Below are 25,884 nucleotides of genomic sequence, written 5' to 3' on the forward strand. Positions count from 1 at the left end.
AGTATATATGGTTTCCTGCATTAATGCAAGACACATTTTCTATTCTCTCACGGGGTGGTTCCCATTATAGATACAAAGACATGTTAATTCCACTAATTAAGATACTCTAACCTTTTTATCCTGGCTTAAAAAGCTGCCGACATATTTAGCTAAATCTACAACTCGGCAAGAGTACCCCCACTCATTATCGTACCAAGCTAACACTTTAACCTTACGATCCTCGATAACTTGTGTAGACAAGCCGTCAATTATAGCTGAGGAATCTGAAGTTGTATAATCAACGGAGACAAGTGGTTCATCACTATATTCAAGAATCCCCTTCATTTTGTCATCAGCCACTTTTGAAAAAGCAGCATTTATTTGTTCTTCTGTTACATCTACTTTAAGGTCAACTACTAAATCAACTAAAGAAACATTTGGTGTAGGGACCCTTAAGGCCATACCATTTAGTTTCCCTTGCATGGATGGGATAACCTCACCAAGAGCCTTAGCAGCACCCGTGGATGTTGGAATAATAGATTGTGTGCATCCTCGCGCACGACGAAGATCCTTATGCGGATTATCCAGGTTCTTCTGGTCGTTGGTAAAGGCATGAACCGTTGTCATCAGTCCATTTTCAATGCCAAATTGATCTTCTAACACTTTAACGACTGGGGCTAAACAATTAGTCGTGCAAGAAGCGTTTGAAATTACGTCGTGCTGTCCTGGTTCATACGCTTCCTCATTTACTCCCATCACAATTGTCGCATCCACTTCTTTACCTGGGGCTGTAATGATAACTTTCTTTGCTCCAGACTGGATATGCAGCGATGCTTCTTCTTGTGTTTTAAACTTACCTGTCGCTTCAATCACAATATCTACATCTAATTCATCCCACGGCAATTCTAAAGGATTTCGAGTTGCACAGAGTCTTATTTTTTTTCCGTTAACAACAATCCCATGATCTATCGCTTTAATGCTCCCCTCAAAACGTCCATGAACACTATCATATTTCACCATGTGTGCAATCGTTTCAGCAGGATAACTTGCATTAACAGCAACTAATTCAATCGTGTCGTCTAACACAGCCTTTCGAAAGACCATACGACCTATTCTGCCTAACCCATTTATTGCGATTCGTGTTTTCCCCATAAAGCAAGCCCCCTATATATGATATACTTTTAATCATTTTCACAAAATTAGTATAGCACATTGAAAGCGGTTTTGCAGAAATATCATCATTTTTTTTTTTGAAAAAAACTAACCTGATCAAGAAAGAATTCTTGTCAGGTTAGTTTATGATATTCCAATTCTCAAGTATGCTTTTTAATTGCTTAAAACTTTCTTCGACGCTTCCAGAATTATCAACTACAGCGTCAGCCATCTCTGCTTTTTCAGCAACGGGGATTTGAGAACTCATTCGTTGCTTGGCATCTTCCACGCTTGACCCATCACGTTCCACCAGCCTTTGTAATTGCGTGTCCTCATCTACGTATACGACAAGCGTCCGATCGGCGTAATGGGCCAGTTTACTTTCGAATAATAACGGAATATCAAGCACAACGGCGGAATGTTTGTCTTTTTTATAATGATCTCTTTGTCGGAGCATCTCTTTTCGGACTTCAGGATGCACAATTTGATTCAATATGTCACGTTTTTCTTTGCTTTCAAACACTATTTTCCCCAATCGTTTTCGATTGATCGTCTTATCTTCATGCAATACTTCATTTCCAAAAGCATCAATAATTTTTTGATAAGCAGACTCTCCAGGATCAACTACTTCTCTGGAAATGATATCTGCATCTACTACAGGGATCTTGAAGTTATGAAACATTTCAGAAATTGTACTTTTACCACTGGCTATACTTCCAGTTAATCCAATTACAACTGTCATATAGTATCCTCCTCACACAAGCTTAATCAGTCCAATAATAATGAGCAGCATTCCTGGAAGCATTGAAATATTGTTGATTTTCTTGCTAAGTTTCGCTCCACTCTTCACACCTGCTAACAACATAAAGGTCGTCATGACAACGATTAGACAAGCCGTTAAGATAGGATTTATTCCTATGAATGAACCGCTGAACCCTGCTGCAAAAGTATCTAATGAGAGGGCAAGACTGAGAAGCAAAAGCTCCTTGCCTTTTATTTGACCTGATCTGTCTAGGTCGGCAGCTTCAGGTGATTGTAATACCTTGGCAGGCTGTGCCCAAACATTATCCTCTTGTTTTGGTTTCTCAGGCTTTCTTAAACAATGGAAAAGAAAAAACAGTCCAATTACGATCAGTGCTATGGCCCCAAGTCTTTCAGCATAAGCTTGATCCATGAACAGTTTAATCCATTCTCCTAAGGAGGCAGACAACAAATAGCAGCAACCTGATAATAAGGCAATGGCACAAATTCCTTTTTTCGAAATACCAATTCTTTTTAAACCAATCATACAGCCGATCCCAAAGCTATCCACGGTAACAGCCAGGCCGAAAAGAAATGGGAATAGAACGATGCCCAATACGGTTCACCTCTTAAACATCAAATGTGTGACATAGTATATGGACTCTCTTTACGACCTGTTACTTCTGACAAGCTGGGCAGACATGGGTGCCCCGACCGCTTACTTTTAACTTTAAAATTGGAGTACCACAGTTCAGGCAATCCGTATCCTGCTTTCCGTAAACTCGTAATTTCTGCTGAAACATTCCCATCTGTCCCTGACTGTTCAGATAAGACCGAATGGTCGTGCCTCCCTGTTCTACTGCTTCTGTGATGGTGTCAATACTTGCCTGTCTCACCCGTGAAGCTTCCTCTTTAGTAAGCTGGTTCGCCAATCGTTCAGGATGAATACCGCTGCGATAAAGTGCTTCATCAACATAAATATTGCCTAATCCTGCTACGATCGTCTGATCTAGCAGCACAGCTTTCATATTTCGCGTTGTTTTATTAATTCTTTCGTAAAAGTATTCGATTGTAAAAGCGGGATCGAATGGGTCAGGACCCAATTGATTAAGCGGCTTCTGATCCCATTCTGTTCCTTTTTCAAATAAATGCATCGTGCCAAATTTACGAACATCGTTATATCGGAGTTCAGTTCCATCAGTAAAGTGAAAGATGACATGGGTATGTTTCGGCTTCTCGACCAAAGCATCGTACACACCAAACTTACCTTCCATTCGCAAGTGGGAGACCATTGAAATATCATCCATTTTGAAAATGAGGAACTTTCCTTTCCTTTCAATATCACGAATCGTTTGATCCTGTACCCATTGCTTAAAATCATTTGGATCTTGCGGGCGTTTAATAATATTTCCCCAATATATTGAAACGTCTTGTATTTTTTTATTTAAAACGAGTTGCTTTAATGTTTGTCTGACCGTTTCCACTTCAGGTAGTTCCGGCATGCTGTTCCCCTCACTTACTTCGCGTCATACCAAGTTGGTCCATAAGAATAATCCACCTCTAAAGGCACTTCTAATTGCACTGTATTCTCCATGGCCTCTGCTACAACATCTTTTAATTTTTCAATTTCGTCTTCTGGCACTTCTAAGATCAGTTCATCGTGTACTTGGAGTAACATTCGTGCCTTGAAACCTTCTGTTTTCAAGCGATTAAATAAATCGATCATTGCCTTTTTAATAATATCTGCTGCACTTCCTTGAATAGGTGTATTCATAGCTGTACGTTCAGCAAAACTTCGCTTATTAAAGTTTCGGCTCGTTATATCAGGCAAGTATCTTCGACGTTGCATAAATGTCGTCACATAGCCTGACTGTTTTGCTTCCCGAACAGACTCGTCCATGTATTCTTTTACGCCAGGATAACTATTTAAATATTTTTCAATAAAGGTCTTTGCTTCTTTACGGGAGATCCCTAAACTCTGAGATAAACCGTAATCACTAATGCCATACACGATCCCGAAATTGACGGCCTTGGCTTGACGTCTCATTTCACTTGTAATTTCATTACCAGGCACATCAAATACTTCACTGGCTGTCTGAGTGTGAATATCTTTTCCTTCCCTAAAAGCCGTGATTAATTTTTCATCTTGAGCAATATGAGCTAAAACTCGCAGCTCGATTTGAGAATAATCACTTGAAAACATAAGCCACCCTTCTTCTGACGGTACAAAAGCCTGTCTGATCTTCCTTCCCTCTTCAAGACGAATAGGTATGTTTTGCAAGTTAGGCTCGATGGAACTAAGTCGCCCTGTTTGAGCAAGGGCCTGATTAAAACGCGTATGAATCATATTAGTCGAGCCATCCACAACCTTCAGTAATCCTTCGAGGTAAGTAGATTGAAGCTTACTCAACTGCCTGTATAACAGAATCTTAGGAATGATCGGATGCTGATCTTCAAGTTGTTCCAGGATGTCTGCTGAGGTTGAATAACCTGTCTTTGTCTTTTTAATGACTGGTAGTTGAAGATCTTCAAACAGCACCGGCCCTAGTTGTTTAGGTGAATTCAAATTAAACGATTTCCCTGCCAGTTCATAGATTTCTGCTTTGAGTGTTTCAAGCCTTTCTTCAAGCTCACCTCTCATCTGTTGAAGGCGTTCCACATCGACCTTCACCCCCTGATGCTCCATTTCCGCTAAAATCAAAGCTAACGGCATCTCAAGGTTCTTATATAAATCCATCTGTTCGTTTTGTTCTAACTTTTGTTCCATAATATCTTTAAGTTTATATAACATATTTGCTTTACGAACAAGATGCTTATGGAAAACCTCCTCAGAATCCGGGAGTTTCACTTTAGCTCCCTTCCCATAAACTTCCTCATCATACTGCACTGCATTTTCATTCATTCGATGACTAATCGATGGAATATCATGGTTATTTTCTGAAGGATTAAGTAGATAAGAGGCGAGCAGTAAATCAAAACTGATTCCTTTCGCTTCAATTCCATGGCGCTTTAGGGCCACTACTGTTTGCTTTGCATCAAAGACCCATTTTTCTTTCGTTTCATCCATCATCCACGCTTTAAAACCTGAGGACTTTTCAGCATCATCCATCGAAATAAAGTAATGCTTGTGCTTATTAACAAAAACGATCCCTTCAACCGGAGCCTGATGATAATTATCCGAAAGCATTTCTACAATTAAAGCTTCTTGGCCAGACAACAATTCTTCGTCAACCTCTGTTATGATCGTAACATTTATTTCCGGCCAATCATCATCTTGATCGCTCGGTGTAGTATCTTCTTCAGGTGAAGCTACACGATCCATAAGTGACTGAAAGCCTAGATTGCGGAACAAACCACTCACATTCTTACTTTCATATCCCCCATAACGTATATCTTCAAGACTGATTTCAATAGGGGCATTTCTCTCGATGGTAACAAGCTGTTTACTCATAAATGCTTCTTCCTTATTAAGTTCAAGCTTTTCTTTCAACTTTTTCCCGCTAACATCTTCCAGGTTGTCATACACATTCTCAAGCTTATCGAACTGACTTAGAAGTTTCACAGCAGTCTTCTCGCCCACACCCGGAACGCCTGGGATATTATCTGAACTGTCTCCCATCAGTGCCTTTAGATCGATAATTTGATCTGGACGAACCCCCATTTTTTCTTGCATAAAAGCGGGGTCATAGGCATCAACAGTCGTAATCCCTTTCTTAGTCAGACTTACTTGAATACGATCTGAAACGAGCTGCAATAAATCCTTGTCTCCTGAAATAACTTTTACTTCAAGATTGCCTTCGCCAGCTTGAGTGGCTAGTGTTCCGATGATGTCATCAGCCTCATAATTTTCAAGCTGGTAATATGGAATAGCAAACGCGTCCAATAGTTCTTTGATAACTGGAAACTGTTCAGACAGTTCAGAAGGCGTTTTTTGCCTCCCGCCTTTATAATCCGAATACGTTTTGTGACGAAAAGTAGTTTTACCAGCATCAAATGCGACTAATAAACGATCAGGCTTATCCTCTTCTAAGATTTTTAACAGCATCGTTGTAAAACCATAAACTGCGTTCGTATAAACTCCCTTATCGTTATTCAATAGAGGCAGCGCAAAAAATGCTCGATACGCTATACTGTTTCCATCTATTAGTACGACTTTTTCCGCCATTCGCTCAACTCCTCAAGTATATGTACGTCTTTGCTCTATTCTACCACGTTTACTGGCAGGAATAAAAAAACAAAAGTGTAAGCAGACACGACAGTGGAAATTCGGTTAAGAACGTAAAAAAGAGCAGAAGCACGGATCGCTTCTGCCCAATAAGAGAAAACACCTTGGATGAAAGGGTTTCATTGGTAATCGTACCAAATCTTTATAAAGGATACTTTAAAATAATATTAATCATTTGTAAACTTCTTCGGCAGAGTAATAGCAAAGGTTGTACCTTCGTTCACTTCACTTTCAACCTTGATAGATCCCTGGTGAGCTTCAACAATGTGCTTTACAATAGCAAGACCGAGCCCGGTGCCCCCTGAATTGCGGCTTCTTGCCTTGTCTACTCTGTAAAACCTCTCAAATATTCTGGAGATTTCTTCCTCAGGAATTCCTACCCCATTATCTTTGATAGAAATTGTTACGGATTCTCCATGATCTTGCAGAGATACTTGCACCAGTCCTGTCTCCCCTGTATAGTTAACAGCATTTGTAAGTAAGTTCAAAAAAACTTGCTTTAACCTGCTTATATCCCCTTGAATTTCAGCTTCCGCGTCAAGGGATGTTTCAAGACGAATGGATTTTTGATCTGCCTGATGTTCTATGAGCGGAAACAGTTCTCCTAGAAGGTTCCGCAGTTCGACCTCTTCAACAATTAATTTAAAATCATCTCTTTCTACCCTCGAGAGCTCCAGCAAATCTTCAATAAGCGATTGGAGACGTCCACTCTCTTTCAGGATGATCTGCATAAACTGTTCCATCATAGCTTCGTCTTTCATCGCACCGTCCAGCAGCGTCTCTGAAAATCCTCTGATTGAAGTAATAGGAGTTTTCAGTTCATGTGATACATTGGCTACGAAGTCTTTACGCATTTGTTCAAGTTTTTTCATCTCAGTAATGTCATGAAAAACAAGGACAATCCCTTTCCATTTATTGTTACCGCTGAAAATAGGCGCACCCGTCACTTCAAAATGCCTGCGGTCAATATGAACCGGCAGAGCAAATTTTTCGCTAATTGTCTCTTCAAACATATAGATCGTCTGTACTGTTTCATGAATGGCTGGATAAGGGATGGCATCATGGTAAAGGTAACCTATATATTCTTTCTGAATACCGCCAAAGCTTTCAAGAAAGGCTTTATTCACAAGAAGAATATAGCCCTTTTCATCTATCAAAATCAGGCCATTTCCCATATTATTAATAACTGCTTCTAACTGTGTTTCCTGCATTCCCTTGGTACTCATCATATCGTGAAGGTTCCTGGCAAGGACATTAATAGATCGACTCAATTGACCCGCCTCACCAAAATGACCCTCAAAGGTACGGGCGTTGTAGTTTCCTTCAGCTAGTTCTGTAGCCGCCTTTGAGGCAGAACGAATCGGCCGAATATACTTAGAAAAGACATTAAATACGACTAAGAATATAGCAATAATTCCAAGCAGCAAAGTAAACCCAATGAGCAGCCAAATGTTTTTCGTAATATCTGCTAATGACTGAACTGGTGAAAATACTACGAGAGTTCCAGTTACACCTTCTAAATTCATTTGGACCGGGTAATAGAAAACAGCTTCTCCTAATTGACCCGCTCTCTTAGGAAATTCGTTTAATTGGATATTAGTTATAATTGATTGTTTTGAATCGTTTTGAATCATCGGCAGGGTCTCAAGCGTATCTATAATAACTTCACCTTGATCTGACACCAGTAAGATTCCCGTATTGAGCTGCATGCTAAAATCATTAAGAGAATTAGTAGTAAGCTGACCATTTCCTGAAAGTTCCTTAAGATAACTGGCAACGTATTCACTCTCCACGGTAATGCGCTCTTCAAAGACATTAATAAAATAACTTCTAGTAAGCTGAGCTAATAAAATTCCTAATCCGACCATGACGATAATAACAACAATCATATAGGTCAGAAGCGGTCTTTTATTGATTTTCATTTACTTTGGCTCCTCCATCTTATAGCCCAATCCGCGAATTGTTTTGATATAGACAGGCTTTTTGGTATCCGGTTCTATCTTTTCACGCAAATGACTGACGTGGACATCCACAATTCTAGTATCTCCAACGAAGTCATAATTCCACACAGCACTTAGCAATTGATCCCTGGATAAAACTCGTCCAATATTTTGAGACAGATAATGAAGCAGCTCGAATTCCTTCGGAGTAAATAATAATGAATTTCCTTTAATTGTTGCTTCATACTGTTCTGGATAAATGATTAAATCAGCAATTTCAATGTACCGTGAATCCTGTCCCATCGGCTCGCGTATCATTCTACGTAAAATTGCCTTAATGCGGGCTACTACTTCACGCGGGCTGAAAGGTTTGGTTAAATAGTCGTCCGCTCCTAATTCCAACCCTAATACTTTATCGAACTCATCATCTTTAGCTGTAAGCATTAGAATAGGGGTTTCCACTTGATTCTGCCGGAGCTGTTTACATACTTCCATACCGTCCATTCCCGGAAGCATGACGTCCAGTACGATCATGTCATAAGTCGTGGCTAATGCTTTCTCAAGAGCTTCTGGGCCGGTATAAGCAACATCGGTTTCATACCCCGCCTGATCGATATTGTATTTTAACAACATTACAATAGATTCTTCATCATCAACTATGAGTATTCTTTGCGACACTTCGATCACCTCAATCTACAGGATACGTTCATGTTCATCATACAATGAAGTTTACACGGTGAACACGTATCTTTACAACTTTTACTTAAACTTTACATTTCTGACAGCTGCTAAAGTGATCACATTCTAATCAATAAAGGTGCCCATGAAAAAAGCCAGCTTCTGCCGGCTTTTTTTTAAACTCTAAGAAAAATTTTCCAAAGAGCTTGCGTTCATTGATTTGGGTTCGAATGGAGGCTGAACAGCTAACGTCCCTTCCACAACAACATCTCCTTCTTCGTCATATCCGACAACTTCCATGTCAGCAATATGTTCTTCCTTATGGATGGATTTCACTTCAAGCCTTAGTCGAACTTCACTATAATGATAAACAGGCTTTGGATAGGAAAGTTGTTGTCGCGTAATATGACTTCCTGGACCAGGTAAATGCATGGAAACCATAGATGATATCATTCCAAATACCATAACGGTAGGAACAACAGGACGTTTAAAAGGTGTTCCGGAAGCATAGTCATGCTGAATATATAATGGATTAGCATCGTCAGTTAAACCAAGATACATTAGCAATTCTCGATCTTCTATGGTAGAAGTTGTTTTAAACGTTTCTCCGACTTTTAGGTCATTGATTTTTTTACCCAGTTTTCTTTTTTTACCAAGCATACTTTCACCCCTTTTGAAAGCGTTTTCCTGACATTTTAGAAAAAAAGCTCGAGGCGTGCCCCGAACTTTTTTCTTTTAGTTTAATACATTGAGAACGTTTTTAACAGAATCAGCAGACTGATCTAATTGTTGTTTCTCCTCTTCTGTTAGTTCAAGCTGTATCACTTCTTCAATTCCGTTTCCACCCAAAATTGTAGGTACCCCAAGGTAAATGCCATCATAACCATATTCACCTTCGAGGTAGGCAATCGCTGGAAGAATTCTTCTCTGATCTTTAAGAATCGCTTCAGCCATTTGTACTAATGAAGCTGCTGGAGCATAGTAGGCACTGCCATTTCCAAGTAGTCCTACAATTTCTCCCCCACCTTTACGTGTGCGTTCCACAATCTCATCCAGACGATCTTTGGAAATAAGTTTTTCTAATGGGATACCACCTGCAAATGAGTACCGTACTAGTGGAACCATGTCATCCCCATGTCCGCCTAATACGAAGCCAGTAACATCTTTAATGGATACGTTGAGCTCTTCTGCAACAAATGTGCGGAAACGAGAAGTATCCAGTACACCAGACTGACCAATTACCCGGTTCTTAGGAAGGCCAGCTTCTTGGAACACAGAATAAGTCATCGCGTCAACCGGGTTGGTTAACACAATTATATAGCAATCAGGTGAATATTTAACAATTTCTTTTGTCACGCTTTTCATAATCTTGGAGTTTGTACTAACGAGGTCGTCACGGCTCATTCCTGGCTTACGGGCAATACCTGCTGTAATGATTACTAGGTCAGAGTCTTTTGTATCCTCATAGTTGGATGTACCTTTTATGTTTGCATCGAACCCTTGTACAGGACTCGCTTCAAGCATGTCTAAGGCTTTTCCTTTTGTCGGCTCTTCCATATCGGGAATATCTACTAATACAACATCGCCTAGTTCTTTTTGAGCTGCCATTAATGCAGTTGTAGCACCAGTAAAGCCGCTGCCAATTACAGAAATTTTATTTCTACGAATTGCCATTATGATCCCCTTCCTTAGTCCATGTTTTTAATTAAAGCGTCACCAAACTCAGAGCATTTCACTTCAGTAGCACCATCCATCATACGTGCAAAGTCATAAGTTACAACTTTACTTCCGATTGTTTTATCCATAGCTTTAGAAATAAGCTCTCCTGCTTCTCTCCAGCCTAGATGATCAAGCATAAGAACACCGGAAAGAATTACAGAAGAAGGGTTTACTTTATCCATTCCTGCATATTTAGGTGCTGTGCCGTGTGTAGCTTCGAAAATAGCATGCCCTGTCTCAAAGTTGATGTTGGCTCCCGGAGCAATTCCAATTCCGCCAACTTGTGCAGCAAGCGCATCAGAAATATAATCCCCATTCAAGTTCATTGTCGCCACAACGTCAAATTCTTTTGGACGAGTCAGGATTTGCTGTAAGAAGATGTCTGCAATTGCATCTTTAACGATCATTTTTCCTTCAGCTTCTGCTTTATCTTGTGCTGCATTGGCAACATCTTTTCCTTCTTTTTCTACGATGCGATCATACTCAGCCCACGTGAATACTTTATCACCATATTCTTCTTCTGCCACTTCGTAGCCCCAATTTTTGAAAGAGCCTTCTGTAAACTTCATAATGTTGCCTTTATGGACGAGAGTTACATTTTTACGTCCCTCATTAAATGCATAATCGATGGCCGCGCGTACAAGACGTTTTGTACCTTCTTTAGAAACAGGCTTAACACCAATACCTGAAGTTTCAGGAAAACGTATATTATGTACACCCATTTCGTTTTGAAGGAAATCAATGACCTTCTTCACTTCAGGTGAACCTTCCTGCCATTCGATTCCTGCATAAATATCTTCCGTATTTTCACGGAAAATAGCCATATCTGTGTCTTCCGGACGTTTAACCGGAGATGGTACACCTTCAAAGTAACGTACAGGACGAAGACAAGTAAACAAGTCCAGCTCTTGTCTTAGTGCCACATTTAATGAACGAATTCCACCGCCAATTGGTGTCGTAAGCGGTCCCTTAATAGCAATTTTATAATCGCGAATTGTGTCAAGTGTAGCTCCTGGAAGCCATTCACCTGTTTGGTCATAAGCCTTTTGACCAGCAAGTACTTCTTTCCACTCAATAGACTTTTTACCGTTATAAGCTTTATCAACAGCAGCTTCGATCACCTTGCTGGCTGCTGCCCAAATATCTGGTCCAATTCCGTCACCTTCGATGAACGGGATAACCGGACGGTCTGGTACGTTCAAATTACCATTCTGTTCTACTGAGATTTTCTGTGATTGTGTCAAAATAAACCCTCCTGAAAATTAGTATCTGGGATAAAGCATCCTTTTCAATCATACGTTAAAATAACCCGAATAAAAAGTCCAGAGATAAAAGCTTACAATCAAAGCACCGGAACCCTGGTATTTATTCAGATTTTCTTGAAAGATGGTGCGTCCGATCATTCTTAGAAGAATTTCACGTTCGCCCAGCAAAAAGTTGTGCTTTTCATTTAAGAATCAGCTCTATTTCAGCGCTCGTCGATCGGCTTATACGTTTGTCCTTTAGGTCCTACGTACTCAGCTCTAGGGCGAATTAAACGATTATCTGCATATTGCTCTAGAATATGTGCAAGCCAGCCAGAAACACGGCTTACCGCGAAGATAGGCGTAAAGATATCGTGATCGATTCCAAGGCTGTGATAAACGGATGCAGAATAAAAATCTACATTGGCAGGCAAGCCTTTATTTTCTTTAATGTAATCCTCAATTTTAATAGACATATCATAGTATTTAGAATGCCCAGTAAGTTCTGTCAGTTCGCGGGACATTTCACGCAAGTGCTTGGCACGCGGATCGCCGTTGCGATATACACGGTGGCCCATGCCCATAATTTTCTCTTTGTTTTCAAGTTTTTTCTCAATTGCTGGAATTGCCTGATCTACAGAACCAATCTCTGTAAGCATCTTCATAACACGTTCGTTCGCACCACCGTGAAGCGGCCCTTTAAGTGCACTGATCGCAGCGGTTACGCCTGAATAAACATCAGAAAGTGTAGCTACACAAACTCGTGCAGTAAATGTTGATGCATTCAATTCGTGGTCCGCATGAAGAACTAATGCCTTGTTAAAAGCTTCGACTTCGATATCTTCCGGATCCTTCCCGTTCATCATATATAAGAAGTTCGCTGCAAAGCTAAGATCTCTCTTAGGTTCTACAGGGTCTTTGCCATTACGAATGCGGGCAAAAGCTGTAACAACTGTCGGAATTTTTGCTTGTAAACGAAGTGCTTTACGTTTATTTGCTTCTTCTTCCATAACATCTGATTCTGGATCGAAAAGACCAAGCATGGACACCGCTGTTCGCAGTGCAGCCATTGGGTGAACAGTAGAAAGATCATACGACTTTAAGTGATCCACTACTTCACTAGGAATATCCATATTCGAAATAAGTTCGGTTTTAAACTGATTCAATTCGTCCAAAGTCGGAAGTTTTTGATTCCAGAGCAAATAAACAACTTCTTCAAAACTGGAGTTGTTTGCTAAATCATCGATATCATATCCAACATAGGTTAATTTGTCATTGATAATTGAACTGATCGTTGATTCTGTAGCTGTAATTCCTTCTAAGCCTTTTGTAGATGCCATACAATCTCTCCTTTTTAATATGTTCCATTGTTTCATTATCGGTGAGATAAACACTTGATAATCGACCTATAAATGGATTGAAATTCATCCCCACGGCTAATTATAAAGGATTCTGAGTTGAATGTGAATTGAAACCGTTTAATTTACGATATTTTATAGACTATTGACGATTTTTGCAAACAATTGGAATCCCTGTAGGTCTGCTTAAACGAGTTTACAATGTTAGGTGGGACAAGCATGAATAAGTTTCGCACTCAGCAAATTATTCGCTTTTTTATCGTTTGCGCCGGCACGGTGATCTGTATTATTCTTTCCCTTACATTGTGGGAATATTTGTATCCTTTTATTTTTGCCTTTATCATTTCGTGGGCGTTACAACCCTTTATAAAGATTTTTGAACAGCGGCTTCGTTTACCGAGAACGCTTTCCATTCTACTTTTACTCCTATCAATTGCTGTTTTGACGATTGGTTTATTAACCTTAATTGTCGCTGAACTTATTGACCAAATGCAAGGATTATTGTCAGGCGGCGCCCAACATTACTTACAAATCATTAACACTTTACACGATCAGCTTCTGCAAATGATCCAGCCTCCGCTGAGTTATATTGATCGCTGGCTCGGGATGATCGATTCTTCCTGGCAGCAGTCCATTTATCACTCGGCAGATATGTTTCGTGAAAAGCTAAGTGTAACCGGGATGGAATGGATGAACAATATTTTGCAATTTCTCAGCAGCGGGTTAGCGGGAGTACCTGAATTTACAATGACTTTAGTCGTCGGTATTCTTTCTACGTTTTTCATTAGTAAGGATTGGGACAAAATCCATGATTATCTTACGAAAAAAATGGCCCTTTCTGTCCAACAACATACGTCAGCTGTGTTTTCAGATTTTAAATACACAGTCAGCGGTATTATAAGGGCACAAATTATTTTGATGAGCATCTCTGTTGGAATGATCTACGCAGGCTTAGTTATATTGGACATACCTAACGCCTTAACCATCGCCCTTATATCAGGAGCTGTGGATTTTATCCCTTACATTGGTACAGGTATTATTTTTATTCCCTGGATCATCTATCAATTCTTAATGGGGCAGTTTGAAATGACAATCGGACTGGCTGTTCTTTACATGATAATCATCATTACAAGGCAGCTGCTGGAACCAAAAATCTTAGCTTCTCATTTCGGTGTACACCCGCTTATTCTATTAACAGGCCTGTTTGTTGGCTTTCAACTGGTGGGTATGTATGCGGTTATTGTAAGCCCGATTATTATAGCTTTTATCAAAACACTTCATACCACAGGTGTCACATTGCAAGCATGGCACTTCATTAAAGGCCATGAATAAGCAGCTGTTCCTTTTGTCAACAAGGAACAGCTGCTAGTTATCTCCGGTAAATTGTAATGGTATTCCGGTCCACAAGTTTCATTATAATCCTTCGAATAAACGACTTAATCGGTGGTCTAGTCAAAGGAAGCAGTAAAAGGAAGCCGGTAGCATCAGAGATAAAGCCTGGAGTTAGCAGTAGAGTTCCGCCTATTAAGATACAAGCACCATCCAGTAAAGCGTCCGCTGGTTCCTGGCCGACTCCGACAGAGGACTGTACTTTACGGATCGTTTCCAGCCCTTGCTGCTTAGCAAGCCATGCCCCAATAACTCCAGTAGCTATAATCAGCAAGATCACCCACCAAGCTCCGATTATTTGTCCAGCCCAGATAAACAGGGCAATTTCTAAAGCCGGTACAATAATTATGAGTAGAAACAACCAGCGAAACATAAGATCGTCCTTTCTGATCCTTTTCCTTTATTATATGACAGAATCGGCTTCCTACCAAAGGAAAAGGCAGAGCCTGAATTGACTCTGCCTATTTGTGTTTATTAAAGAACGCTTGCATGTCCTTCATAAATATCCCCACGAGAACTATCCATCGTTATATCTGATCCATCCGTGATTTTGGAAAGCGCACCTTCTACACCTACAATGACTGGAATCCCAAGACTCAGTCCTACAACTGCAGCATGTGAAGTTAAGCCGCCTTCCTGTGTGATTAATCCAGAAGCTTTTTCAATAGCCGGCATCATGTCACGATCTGTACCATACGTGACAAGAATGTCCCCATCGTCGACTCTGTTCATCGCATCTTCTGCATCTTTAGCCACTATAACACGGCCATAGGCACTTTTACGCCCTACTCCTTGTCCTTTTACGAGTACATCCCCAATGACATGAACCTTCATTAAGTTTGTTGTACCACTTTCACCCACAGGGACACCTGCTGTAATAATGACGCGATCCCCGCGTGTTACCACTCCCGATGCTAATCCACGATCAACTGCAACATCCAGCATATCATCTGTAGAATGTGCATGTGGACCCATCACAGCATGTACACCCCACACAAGAGAAAGCTTACGATTAACCCGTTCACTTGAAGTGATGGCAACAATTGGCGCAAATGGACGATATTTAGAAATCATTCTTGCTGTGTGACCACTTTCTGTTGGTGTGATGACCGCATTGACTGCAAGGTTAATGGCGGTATGGGTAACAGATTGACTGATACCATCCGTAATCGTCATATCACTGTGTTTAGAACGTTCATTGAGAATTGCTTTATAATTTAAGCCAGTTTCTGTTTTTCTCGCAATATTATGCATGGTGCGGACTGCTTCTTCAGGGTAGTCTCCTGCAGCCGTTTCCCCTGAAAGCATAATCGCATCTGTTCCATCAAATATGGCATTGGCCACATCGGAAGCTTCTGCCCGAGTTGGACGAGGGTTACGCTGCATGGAATCAAGCATTTGTGTCGCGGTAATAACGGGTTTTCCAGCTTTATTACATTTGCGGATTAATTCCTTTTGTACAAGAGGAACATCTTCAGCAGGGATTTCAACGCCCAAGTCACCGCGGGCTACCATTAGTCCATCACTTACTTCTAAAATTTCCTCAATATTGTCGACACCTTCCTGGTTTTCTATCTTCGGAATGATTTGAATGTGTGTCGCGTCACGTTTTTCTAGAAGCTCTTTAATTTCAAGTACATCGGAAGCTCGGCGCACGAAAGAAGCAGCAATAAAATCAACATCCTGCTCAATGCCAAATTCAATATCTTTTGCATCCTTATCCGTGATTCCAGGTAGATTCACACTGACATTTGGAACGTTCACGCCTTTTTTATTTTTTAATAAACCATTGTTCAAAACAGTTGTTTTAATTTCATTTTGTTCTGGCAGAATTTCTTCTACCAGAAGCTCGACCAAACCGTCATCGAGTAGAATTTTTGAACCTTTATGAACATCGTTAATTAATCCAGGATAAGTTATGGAGAAACGCTCTGCATCGCCTTCCATTTCGTCCATGGATACATAGACAGCAGACCCTTTTTCCAGTTGAGCTTCTCCACCTTTAAGTGTACCTGTCCTGATTTCAGGACCCTTTGTATCCAATAGGATGGCCACTGTTTTTCCTGTTGCTTGCGCCGCTTGACGAATATTTTTTATACGTGCTCCGTGTTCTTCAAAATCACCGTGTGAAAAATTCAAACGAGTAACGTTCATTCCTGCTTCAATTAACTTAGTCAGCATCTCTACAGACTCGGACGCTGGCCCAATGGTACTTACGATTTTCGTTTTTCTAATCATGTTATTTCCTCCTCAAAACATCTATTCAATGATTTAGATCGATAACTCTTTGGACAGACGATATAGACCTAAATCTACTGAATGCTTGGCATTTAGGATTTCCAGTATATCATGGTCAACCAGTTCATTTTTCTCTATACCGACCATACGCCCTGCCTTCCCTGCGATAAGCAAGTCCACAGCATAGGCTCCCAATCGACTTGCTAACACACGGTCAGCAGCTGATGGGGAACCACCGCGCTGAGTATGTCCTAAAACCGTTACACGTGTTTCCAAATCGGTCGCTTCTTTAATTTTCTTACCAAATTCAAACCCGCTTCCCATTCCTTCTGCCAGAATGATAATACTATGTTTTTTCCCGCGATCATGTCCGCGCTTAAGACGGTCGACCACATCATCAAAGTCATCTTTTACTTCAGGAATCAATATACTTTCTGCTCCATCAGCAAGCCCTGCCCAGAGAGCTAAATCTCCAGCATCCCGACCCATTACTTCAATTACGTATGTCCGTTCATGGGACGTGGCTGTATCACGAATTTTATCGATGGCGTCAATAATTGTATTTAAAGCTGTATCAAATCCAATGGTAAAATCAGTACCAGGAATGTCATTATCAATGGTTCCAGGCACCCCAATACATGGGTAGCCCTGTTCGGTTAGTTTCTTAGCTCCCATAAATGTCCCGTCTCCACCGATAACAATTAACCCTTCGATGCCATGCTTTTGTAGTTGGTCAATTCCTTTCTGCTGACCTTCCGCTGTTTTGAATTCTTCACAGCGTGCTGAATAAAGCTTTGTACCTCCACGTTGAATGATATCTCCTACTGAACCCAATTCCAGTTTTTCAATGGCACCGTCAATCAGTCCCTGGTAACCGTGCTGGATTCCATAAACCTCAATGTCATGGTAAATTGCTTTTCGAACAACTGCACGTATAGCAGCATTCATGCCCGGAGCATCTCCACCACTTGTTAATACACCTATTTTTTTCATCCTCAATCACCTCAAAAAGTTATACGTATTAATCTGTCTCCCCATTCAAATGTAATGTGAAACCTCGACTATATCAACTCTCAGCCAAAGCTTTAACTATTTCATTCTTATTTATAGACATAAACTAGAGTAAGAATACTAGGTCTAAACCCGAATGATAGCGTTACCATTCTGTAAAGATGACAAAAGTCGCACCTGGATCATGTGCGACTTCCCAATTTAAGCTGTATTTTTACCCTACCATTATATATCAAGATGTGTGTAATCACCAATTTTTTTATATTTATTAAACCGATTTTCTAATAGATCATACTCACTGTTCAAATACAACTCTTTCAAGGCACCGTCTAGCAGCTTCCTTATTTGGTCTGATTGAGCCTTAATATCACGATGAGCCCCGCCTCGAATTTCTGGAATTACTTCATCAATAACATTAAGAGCTTTTAAATCATAGGCCGTGATCTTCATCGATTCAGCCGCTTGCTGAGCTAAGCTTGAATCCTTCCACAGAATCGACGCAGCTCCTTCCGGTGAAATAACGGAATAGGTGGAATTCTCGAGCATAAAAATGCGATCACCAATCCCTAGACCTAAAGCACCTCCGCTTCCTCCTTCACCAATGACAATACAAACAATTGGAACAGTAAGCCCAGCCATTTCCATTAGATTCCTGGCAATGGCTTCACTTTGCCCGCGTTCTTCTGCTGCTCGGCCGGGATAAGCACCCTTGGTATCAATAAACGTGATGATAGGACGTTTAAACTTCTCAGCCTGTTTCATTAAGCGTAGTGCTTTCCGATAACCTTCCGGGTGAGGCATACCGAAGTTCCGCTTGATATTTTCTTTCGTATCTTTTCCACGTTGATGACCAATAACTGTTACCGGACGTTCCTCAAACTTCGCAATACCTGAGACAATAGCTTCATCATCGCCGTATAAACGATCACCATGAAGTTCCAGAAAATCTGTGAATAGTTCCTCAATGTAGTCAAGAGTCGTCGGACGCTCAGGGTGTCGTGCCATTTGCACTCTATCCCAAGGTTTCATTCGATCGTACACATCTTTCTCAAGCTTCTCCAATCGATTTTCTAAAGTGACGATTTCATCACTTAAGTCCATCTCACTATCTTCTGTTAAACGTTTTAGTTCAGCTATTTTCTCCCGAAGCTCTACTACTGGTTTTTCAAACTCCAATACGTGCTTCATGTGACTTTGCCTCCCGTCTGATGCAGCTCAAGCACCGTAGTCAGTGTTGCTTTCATATCATGACGGTGGATGACTCGGTCCAATTGTCCGTGCTCGAGCAAGAACTCAGCGGTTTGGAAGTCATCTGGAAGTTTCTCCCGTATCGTCTGTTCGATAATCCTTCGCCCTGCAAAACCAATTAAAGCACCAGGCTCTGCGAAGTTATAATCCCCTAAAGAAGCAAAGCTAGCTGAAACGCCTCCCGTAGTTGGATGTGTCATGATCGAAATAAACAACCCTTGTTCCTGGTGCAGACGCTGTAGTGCAATAGATGTTTTCCCCATTTGCATAAGACTTAGCACACCTTCTTGCATCCGCGCCCCGCCAGAGGCCGTAAAGATAATAAACGGAATTTTTTCCTTTCTGGCCTGTTCGATTGCATTAGTAATTTTCTCTCCTACAACTGACCCCATACTACCCATCCGAAAACGAGCATCCATAACAGCTAATGCCGCAGGGATACCATTCAACGATGCTTTTCCAGTCACAACAGCTTCATTTAAGTCGGATTTCTTTCGATCTTTCTCCAGTTTTTCTTCATAATCCGGAAACTCCAGCGGATTATTTGAAATCATGTACTTGTCCCATTCTTCAAACGAGTCACCATCAAACAAATGATCTATTCTTTCATAAGCATTTAGCCTGTGATGATGACCACAATGCGGGCAAACATTCTGGTTTCTATTTAATTCTTTTCTATAAAATATCTTTTGACAATTTGGACACTTTTGCATTAGACCCTCAGGTACATCCTGCTTTGCTTCCTGACTAGGAATGGATGCATACCTTTTTTTCTTGCTGAAAAAATCTCTAAGCAAGCTGATCCCTCCTTTAGGACAAAGGTTTCTACTATTACTATACAATAATGCACTCAGATAATATCACTTAATATGTCGAGACGTATTCGTCAGAATTACTCAAAGTTGAACAATGTGGTGACCCGAGTAACAGAGCCTTGTCTGATCACCGAATCTAATTCATCATACCACGAGGCATGATAAGTGATATCATGAACTGTATGAGTGAATCCAGTTATAAATTGCCACATTGATAATAGCAGAGGATGATTGCTTTGTTCAAATAAATAATAAAAAAGACGCTGGTGTCTCTCGCAAGAATGCTCTTCTTGCAGTATAGAAGATATAATTTCCATCTGTTGTTTTGATAACCTTCCAACTGACAGAAATAATACCTCTTTCTCTAGCATCTGCTTCGCTATTAGCAATTCTTCCCTAGTTCGGGAGTTGTTTAGTAAAAATTTGGATAATAATTCTACCATGTGATAAGGACGATAAGCTCTCATATAAGTTCCCTCACCACGGCGAGTCTCAATCAACCCTAATAATTCCATTGCTCTTAAAGCCTCACGAATGGAGGATCTTCCTACTTTAAGCCGTTCACTCAATTCTCGTTCAGAAGGGAGTTTATCACCAGGTTTTACCTTGTTAGCTTCAATATATGACTTTATTTGTTCCAGGACCCCTTCATACACTTTCTCATTTAAAGATCGGGACACACCTAAAGCCCCCTCCTTCACACATACATATGTAAGTACAAAAGCGCAAGCGCCCTGGGAGACACGCCAAGCATATTATTTCAAAAACCACCAGAGAAAAGCTGGAAGAGCTTTTCTCTGGTGTCACCTTTACTCTTCATCAATAAGAGTAAGTTGTCTGGTTTTCTCCGCAACTTCTTCAGGATCTACGTGATGTCTAGCTACACCTGATTCCATAGCAGCTTGAGCTACACTAGCTGCTACAGCAGGGGCTACTCTTGGATCAAACGGTGCTGGAATCACATAATCCTCATGAAGTTCCTCGTCGCTTACTAAAGAAGCTATGGCTTCCACTGCAGCAATCTTCATCTTTTCATTAATCCGTGTTGCCCGGACGTCAAGAGCACCGCGGAATATTCCTGGGAACGCCAGCACGTTGTTCACCTGATTAGGGAAGTCAGAACGGCCCGTCCCAATCACGCGTGCGCCAGATTCCTTCGCATCTTCAGGCATAATTTCTGGTTCTGGGTTCGCCATGGCAAAGATAATGGAATCATCATTCATTTTAGAAACCATTTCTTTAGAAAGGAGCCCTCCAACCGAAACTCCGATGAAGACGTCTGCGTCCTCCATTACTTCTTCTAAACTACCACTTAATTTATCCTTATTCGTAATTTTAGCTACTTCATCTTTTACATCATTCATTCCGTTCGGACGACCTTCATAAATTGCTCCCTTTGAGTCACACATAATAATGTCGCGAGCGCCAAAATGGTAAAGCAATTTAATAATGGCAATTCCAGCTGCTCCTGCTCCGTTAGCCACTACTTTGATTTCAGAGAAAGACTTGCCGGTAATTTTTAATGCATTTACTAATCCAGCTAACGTTACGATCGCTGTACCATGCTGGTCATCATGAAAAATCGGAATATTTGTTTCCTTTTTCAACCGGTCTTCAATGATAAAACAATTAGGGGCCGCAATATCTTCCAGGTTTACGCCGCCAAAAGTAGGCTCCATCAATTTAACTGTTTGAACAATCTCATCTATGTCTCTAGTATTTAAGCAGATCGGAAACGCATCTACACCGGCAAAACTTTTAAAGAGGGCTGCTTTCCCTTCCATTACAGGCAGGGAGGCTTCAGGTCCAATATTTCCTAAACCTAACACGGCAGATCCATCGCTAACGACTGCTACCATGTTCCCTTTCATTGTATAGTCATATACTGATTCTTTATGATCATAAATCTCTTTACATGGTTCGGCAACGCCGGGAGAATAGGCAAGGCTTAAGTCTTTTGAATTTCTAACAGGAACCTTTGAATTAGTTTCCAGTTTTCCTTTATTAGCACGATGTATGTGCAATGCTTCATCACGCAAATTTGACACGAGTACACGCTCCTTTATAACAGATAGAATAAAGCCGATTTTGGTGGTCAGACCACTATTAACCTCTCCATTATAACAGATCGATATGGGCTGTAAAGAATATGCACTAAAGCTATTCTTCCCAAAAAGAAGCCACAAGAAGGGATCGACTAATTTTACTTGAATCAGAAAAAAAGATTCAACGATACTTTTAATTCACATCACTAGCATCTGGTTGGACGAGCCATTATCGTAAAGCAACGGAAGATGGACCGAAAAACTCATGAAGTTTTCGTAAGCATTCTTCAGAAACAGTTAAAGAATAAGATTCACTTAATTGATACGTTTTACGGTCCTCAGACCGAAAGAGCAGTACTGGTGTTTCTCCTGGAAAGTAGGTCGATAATTTATTCAATCTTGCCAATGTCTGTTTTTCTTCAGATAGGCTCGTTTTTATAAACAGTCTCCGTCCAGAATGATTCGTTTCCTCCTCGCCATCTAAGGGGAAAATTGAAGAAATCACCCATTGTTTACGCCCGTTTCGTTCTTCTACCTTCCCTTCTATAACGGCTAGCATTTGTTCCGAAATCCATTGTTTCGCACTTCGATAGATCTCCGGAAAAAGAACAGCGTCCATTTCTGCCGTTTCATCGCTAATTGTTAAGAACGACATTGGGTCCCCGCGCTTCGTCCTAATCTCTTTCAACTGTTCAATGACGACAGCTGATTTAACAGATTTTGCATCTGTTTTCCGAAGAACATCTTTTAATAAACTAATGTTCTGGCGAGTAAGTTGTTGACGGTGAACTTCAAGCGGATGCTCGGATAGATAGGTGCCTAATACTTCTTTCTCCATTGAAAGCTGCTGTAAAACAGGAAAAGGGTCGACTTTCAACATTTGCCTGCCCAAGTCCAAATCTGAACTGAAAAGTCCGGGCTGGTCTTGAAACTCTTTAAACAATTCCCCTTGCTCTAAAGCTTGATCAATACTGGCGAGCAGACTTGCTCGATTTTGTTGTAAGTCATCAAACGCACCTGCCATGATCAAGGATTCAATCACAGATCTTGTAACTTCTTTATTCCGCACTCTTAAACAAAAGTCATTTAAATGTTTAAACGGGGCTGCTTTTCTGGCATTTAAGATTGCCTGAGATGCTTGAAATCCAACTCCTTTAATAGATAAAAAACCTAACCGAATTGATCCATGCTCATCACGAGCATATATGTGACTTTTGTTGATGGATGGCCCTTTTAATGACGCCCCTAAATCTTTTGCCTCTCGTAAGTATATTGATAACTTATCCCGGTCCCCTATTGTTGAATTAATGAGTTCCGCTAAAAAATATGAAGGGTAATGTGCTTTCAGGAAAGCCAACTGATAAGAAATTTTACTATAGGCCACAGCATGACTGCGATTAAAGCCATAATTTGAAAACCTGACGATCCAGTCAAACAACTCATTCGCCACATTTTCAGCATAACCTATGTCTACCGCTCTCGTGACGAATTGCTCTCGCTGCCGTACTAGAACCTCTCGTTGTTTCTTACTTACTGCCCGTCTCAATAAGTCAGCTTCTCCTAAGGAGTATCCTGCCATTTTCTGAGCGACTTGCATAATTTGTTCTTGGTATACAAGCACTCCAAAAGTGGACCATAAAATAGGCTGCAAATCTGGGTGAGGATAATCTACTTCCTCTATTCCATGCTTTCTATTGATATACACTGGGATATATTCCATTGGACCAGGGCGATAAAGAGCGTTAACGGCAACAACATCTTCAAAATGACTTGGTTTTAATCGGCGAAGGACATCCTTCATCCCTTGAGACTCCAGCTGGAACACGCCATTTGTTTTTCCCCTCTGTAGCAGTTCAAATGTTTCTTTATCATCAAGTGGAATACCTTTAATGGAAAAGTCCGCATCTTTGTAATGCTGAATTTTATTTTCAATTTTTCTCATCAGCGTGAGGTTTCGAAGGCCAAGAAAGTCCATTTTTAACAGGCCGACAGCCTCGATGTCCCCCATAGCATATTGAGTAAGCTGAACATTACTTTGTCCTTGCATCAAGGCAGTATAATGTACAAGCGGCTGTTCACTGATGACCACCCCCGCTGCATGGGTTGAAACATGACGCGGCAGCCCTTCCAGCTTACTCGCTAACTGAAACACCTTTTGTAAATGAGGAGACGAGCGAATGTATTCCTTTAGAGCAGCAGATTTCTGTACTTGCTGCCTTAATTTACTGGAGGAACCTCCTTTAATATGATTCAAGATAAAGGAAGCATCTCTGTGATCTACGTTCATCGTTTTAAACAGCTCTCGGAGTACACTCCTTGAAGCAAATGTACCAAACGTACAAATTTGAGCAACATGCTCCCTGCCATATTTATTCGCTACGTATTCAATGACTTCATCACGTCTGTCATCCGGAAAATCAATATCGATATCAGGCATACTCAACCGCTCGGGGTTTAAAAATCGTTCAAAAAACAGTTGATATTCCAAGGGATCAACCTGGGTTATGCCTAATAAATAACTAACAATTGATCCAGCAGCCGATCCCCTCCCTGGTCCCGCTTCCATTCCAGCCTTCCTTGCATAGTCGATAAAATCCCAAACAATAAGAAAATAATCACTAAAATTCATAGACGTTATGACTCTCAGCTCGTGCTCCAATCTTTTTTCAGCAATCTCTTGGTTATCTGGATACTTATTATCTAATTCACTTTCACAAAGAAAGCGTAAATATTGAGCAGAGGATTTTCCGTCCGGTACAGGAAATGAAGGGATTAGCTGCTGGTCCAGTTCAATCTGGACGTTACAGGACTCTACAATGGCCTGGTTCGCTTCCAGAACTTCTGGCCACCAATCTTTATAATAATTTTCTACTTCTTCGGAAGGTTTTAAATATTGATGGGGACTGCTGAACTCTTCAGGCGTAAATATTCCATCACGATCAATGGCTCGCAAACATTCGTATGCCTCAACGTCATCCCGATCAAGATACCGTACCTCATTCATCGCTGTCACAGGAATACCGCTTTCATTTGATAACTGTTTCAAAGGCTGATGAAGCTGCCTTTCTATGTGAACTCCATAATCTTTCACACCAAAAAATACTTCATCAAAGTAAAAACGCCAGTTTGTCAAGTCATCCCTAACGCTGTCAGTCATGCCATTAAGGATTGCAGATCCCCAAGAAGTTTCAGAAACAGCAATAATTGCAATGAGATGCGCGTGGGACAATGATATGTCCTCCAAGGATACCTCTTCAGACTTTTGCTTCAGTGAACTTATAGACAGCAGCTCCTGATAGCCCTGTTTACTTTTAGCAAGTAATACGACTGGGAAGAATTCTCCCTTATACCGTAGATGGATTCTCATTCCTAATATTGGCTTTATCCCTGCTTCAAGACAAGCCTTGTAAAAAGCAATGGCTCCACTCATTACATTGTCATCCGTGAGCGCAAGGGAAGTGAACCCGAGCTCTTTCGCTTTTTTTACAAGAGAAGGGATTTGGATCGTGCTGTTCATTAGGCTGTATCCACTATGTACATGTAAATGTGTAAATGACATCGGGGCCACCTTCTTTCTACCTTATATTATATGGAAGTTAGTCCACCTAAGAAAGCCTCCTGCATATTTCTCTAAAGCAAAGAATATTTTGAGTAATAAGTATATCTTTTCTTACATGAACCAATTTCATAATTCTCTACCTTTGCACTGCAAGGGGCTTGGTAAGTAAGAAAAGGATGCACCTCACAAGTCTACGCAAGTAGAAAATTTAAAAAATTTTATTAGATAAGGCCCACATCTTGAAAAAACGATTCCGAATGTCTGAGTGGAGAGGGGGAGTTGGGTAAGGAGTCGCTTTCCCCCTCTCCCCCTTGCGATATGTTTTTTCAGAATCATCACGACCTTTACATTTGCTGTAATGCAATTATTCAAAAGACTTTCTCAAAGAGTCCGTTCCGATTTTTATTAAGGTGGTTCCGTTGCTCTGATTAACGAAATGAGGGGTGGGAAACTGCGAGACTCCTACGGGAAAGGAAAGACTAGCGAGACCCCGGAGGTCACAGACCGAGGAGACTTGCCGTCTTCCCCGTGGAAAGCGAGTGG

20 protein-coding genes are annotated in these 25,884 nt (G+C 40.8%); 1 reads left to right on the plus strand and 19 read right to left on the minus strand.

The window, feature by feature from the left end:
• Positions 1–96 precede the first annotated feature (96 nt).
• The 11 genes from G6R08_RS02685 to citZ form a co-directional block, all read right to left on the minus strand.
• On the minus strand, positions 97–1,131 hold the full coding sequence (locus G6R08_RS02685; RefSeq protein WP_079530492.1) for a glyceraldehyde-3-phosphate dehydrogenase: 1,035 nt from the start codon (positions 1,129–1,131) through the stop codon (positions 97–99).
• Between the two features lie 139 nt (positions 1,132–1,270).
• Positions 1,271–1,873 (minus strand): dephospho-CoA kinase, encoded by a 603-nt coding sequence (coaE, locus tag G6R08_RS02690; protein WP_163526561.1) that lies wholly within the window; start codon positions 1,871–1,873, stop codon positions 1,271–1,273.
• A gap of 12 nt (positions 1,874–1,885) precedes the next feature.
• Positions 1,886–2,488, minus strand: a complete 603-nt coding sequence (locus G6R08_RS02695) for a manganese efflux pump (RefSeq protein ID WP_163526562.1) — start codon at positions 2,486–2,488, stop codon at positions 1,886–1,888.
• Positions 2,489–2,549: 61 nt separating this feature from the next.
• Positions 2,550–3,374: a DNA-formamidopyrimidine glycosylase gene (gene mutM, locus G6R08_RS02700; RefSeq protein WP_163526563.1), complete on the minus strand. Its 825-nt coding sequence runs from the start codon at positions 3,372–3,374 to the stop codon at positions 2,550–2,552.
• A 14-nt stretch (positions 3,375–3,388) separates the two neighbouring features.
• Entirely contained in the window at positions 3,389–6,037 is a 2,649-nt protein-coding gene (gene polA / locus G6R08_RS02705) for a DNA polymerase I (protein ID WP_163526564.1), read from the minus strand.
• Positions 6,038–6,264: 227 nt separating this feature from the next.
• Positions 6,265–8,019 (minus strand): two-component system histidine kinase PnpS, encoded by a 1,755-nt coding sequence (pnpS, locus tag G6R08_RS02710; RefSeq protein WP_163526565.1) that lies wholly within the window; start codon positions 8,017–8,019, stop codon positions 6,265–6,267.
• Positions 8,020–8,715 (minus strand): response regulator transcription factor, encoded by a 696-nt coding sequence (locus G6R08_RS02715; RefSeq protein ID WP_163526566.1) that lies wholly within the window; start codon positions 8,713–8,715, stop codon positions 8,020–8,022.
• Between the two features lie 183 nt (positions 8,716–8,898).
• Positions 8,899–9,375: a MaoC family dehydratase gene (locus tag G6R08_RS02720; RefSeq protein WP_079530499.1), complete on the minus strand. Its 477-nt coding sequence runs from the start codon at positions 9,373–9,375 to the stop codon at positions 8,899–8,901.
• Positions 9,376–9,450: 75 nt separating this feature from the next.
• Entirely contained in the window at positions 9,451–10,389 is a 939-nt protein-coding gene (gene mdh / locus G6R08_RS02725) for a malate dehydrogenase (RefSeq protein ID WP_163526567.1), read from the minus strand.
• A 14-nt stretch (positions 10,390–10,403) separates the two neighbouring features.
• Positions 10,404–11,678: an NADP-dependent isocitrate dehydrogenase gene (icd, locus tag G6R08_RS02730; protein WP_163526568.1), complete on the minus strand. Its 1,275-nt coding sequence runs from the start codon at positions 11,676–11,678 to the stop codon at positions 10,404–10,406.
• Between the two features lie 224 nt (positions 11,679–11,902).
• Positions 11,903–13,018: a citrate synthase gene (gene citZ, locus G6R08_RS02735; protein WP_163526569.1), complete on the minus strand. Its 1,116-nt coding sequence runs from the start codon at positions 13,016–13,018 to the stop codon at positions 11,903–11,905.
• Positions 13,019–13,255: 237 nt separating this feature from the next.
• On the opposite strand from citZ, the gene ytvI reads away from it, so the two are divergent.
• The gene (ytvI, locus tag G6R08_RS02740) at positions 13,256–14,368 is read left to right on the plus strand and encodes a sporulation integral membrane protein YtvI (RefSeq protein WP_163526570.1); all 1,113 of its coding nucleotides are present in this window, start codon (positions 13,256–13,258) and stop codon (positions 14,366–14,368) included.
• A 37-nt stretch (positions 14,369–14,405) separates the two neighbouring features.
• On the opposite strand, the gene G6R08_RS02745 is transcribed toward ytvI, so the two are convergent.
• The 8 genes from G6R08_RS02745 to dnaE all read right to left on the minus strand — a co-directional run bounded on the left by G6R08_RS02745 (position 14,406) and on the right by dnaE (position 25,341).
• The gene (locus tag G6R08_RS02745) at positions 14,406–14,798 is read right to left on the minus strand and encodes an FxsA family protein (RefSeq protein WP_163526571.1); all 393 of its coding nucleotides are present in this window, start codon (positions 14,796–14,798) and stop codon (positions 14,406–14,408) included.
• 101 nt (positions 14,799–14,899) lie between these two features.
• A complete protein-coding gene (gene pyk, locus G6R08_RS02750) occupies positions 14,900–16,660 on the minus strand; it encodes a pyruvate kinase (RefSeq protein ID WP_205439452.1) in 1,761 nt (586 codons plus the stop codon).
• Between the two features lie 36 nt (positions 16,661–16,696).
• Positions 16,697–17,656, minus strand: coding sequence for a 6-phosphofructokinase (pfkA, locus tag G6R08_RS02755; protein WP_163526573.1), 960 nt, complete (start codon positions 17,654–17,656; stop codon positions 16,697–16,699).
• 243 nt (positions 17,657–17,899) lie between these two features.
• Positions 17,900–18,862: an acetyl-CoA carboxylase carboxyl transferase subunit alpha gene (accA, locus tag G6R08_RS02760; RefSeq protein ID WP_163526574.1), complete on the minus strand. Its 963-nt coding sequence runs from the start codon at positions 18,860–18,862 to the stop codon at positions 17,900–17,902.
• Entirely contained in the window at positions 18,859–19,719 is an 861-nt protein-coding gene (accD, locus tag G6R08_RS02765) for an acetyl-CoA carboxylase, carboxyltransferase subunit beta (protein WP_163526575.1), read from the minus strand. Before accD ends, accA begins: the two co-directional genes overlap by 4 nt.
• Positions 19,720–19,814: 95 nt before the next feature.
• Positions 19,815–20,417 (minus strand): FadR/GntR family transcriptional regulator, encoded by a 603-nt coding sequence (locus tag G6R08_RS02770; RefSeq protein WP_163526576.1) that lies wholly within the window; start codon positions 20,415–20,417, stop codon positions 19,815–19,817.
• A 129-nt stretch (positions 20,418–20,546) separates the two neighbouring features.
• Entirely contained in the window at positions 20,547–21,785 is a 1,239-nt protein-coding gene (gene ystJ, locus G6R08_RS02775) for an NADP-dependent malic enzyme (protein ID WP_163526577.1), read from the minus strand.
• Positions 21,786–22,011: 226 nt separating this feature from the next.
• Positions 22,012–25,341 (minus strand): DNA polymerase III subunit alpha, encoded by a 3,330-nt coding sequence (dnaE, locus tag G6R08_RS02780; protein WP_163526578.1) that lies wholly within the window; start codon positions 25,339–25,341, stop codon positions 22,012–22,014.
• Positions 25,342–25,884 lie beyond the last annotated feature (543 nt).

Source organism: Halobacillus ihumii, assembly GCF_902726645.1.
Classification (GTDB): domain Bacteria; phylum Bacillota; class Bacilli; order Bacillales; family Halobacillaceae; genus Halobacillus_A; species Halobacillus_A ihumii.

Coding starts and splice junctions, on each gene's coding strand:
- mdh (WP_163526567.1), bottom strand. CDS start 10,389: ATGGCAATTCGTAGAAATAAAATTTCTGTAATTGGCAGCGGCTTTACT.
- accA (WP_163526574.1), bottom strand. CDS start 18,862: ATGAAGCACGTATTGGAGTTTGAAAAACCAGTAGTAGAGCTTCGGGAG.
- mutM (WP_163526563.1), bottom strand. CDS start 3,374: ATGCCGGAACTACCTGAAGTGGAAACGGTCAGACAAACATTAAAGCAA.
- pfkA (WP_163526573.1), bottom strand. CDS start 17,656: ATGAAAAAAATAGGTGTATTAACAAGTGGTGGAGATGCTCCGGGCATG.
- dnaE (WP_163526578.1), bottom strand. CDS start 25,341: ATGTCATTTACACATTTACATGTACATAGTGGATACAGCCTAATGAAC.
- citZ (WP_163526569.1), bottom strand. CDS start 13,018: ATGGCATCTACAAAAGGCTTAGAAGGAATTACAGCTACAGAATCAACG.
- G6R08_RS02720 (WP_079530499.1), bottom strand. CDS start 9,375: ATGCTTGGTAAAAAAAGAAAACTGGGTAAAAAAATCAATGACCTAAAA.
- G6R08_RS02685 (WP_079530492.1), bottom strand. CDS start 1,131: ATGGGGAAAACACGAATCGCAATAAATGGGTTAGGCAGAATAGGTCGT.
- coaE (WP_163526561.1), bottom strand. CDS start 1,873: ATGACAGTTGTAATTGGATTAACTGGAAGTATAGCCAGTGGTAAAAGT.
- pnpS (WP_163526565.1), bottom strand. CDS start 8,019: ATGAAAATCAATAAAAGACCGCTTCTGACCTATATGATTGTTGTTATT.
- ytvI (WP_163526570.1), top strand. CDS start 13,256: ATGAATAAGTTTCGCACTCAGCAAATTATTCGCTTTTTTATCGTTTGC.
- polA (WP_163526564.1), bottom strand. CDS start 6,037: ATGGCGGAAAAAGTCGTACTAATAGATGGAAACAGTATAGCGTATCGA.
- G6R08_RS02745 (WP_163526571.1), bottom strand. CDS start 14,798: ATGTTTCGCTGGTTGTTTCTACTCATAATTATTGTACCGGCTTTAGAA.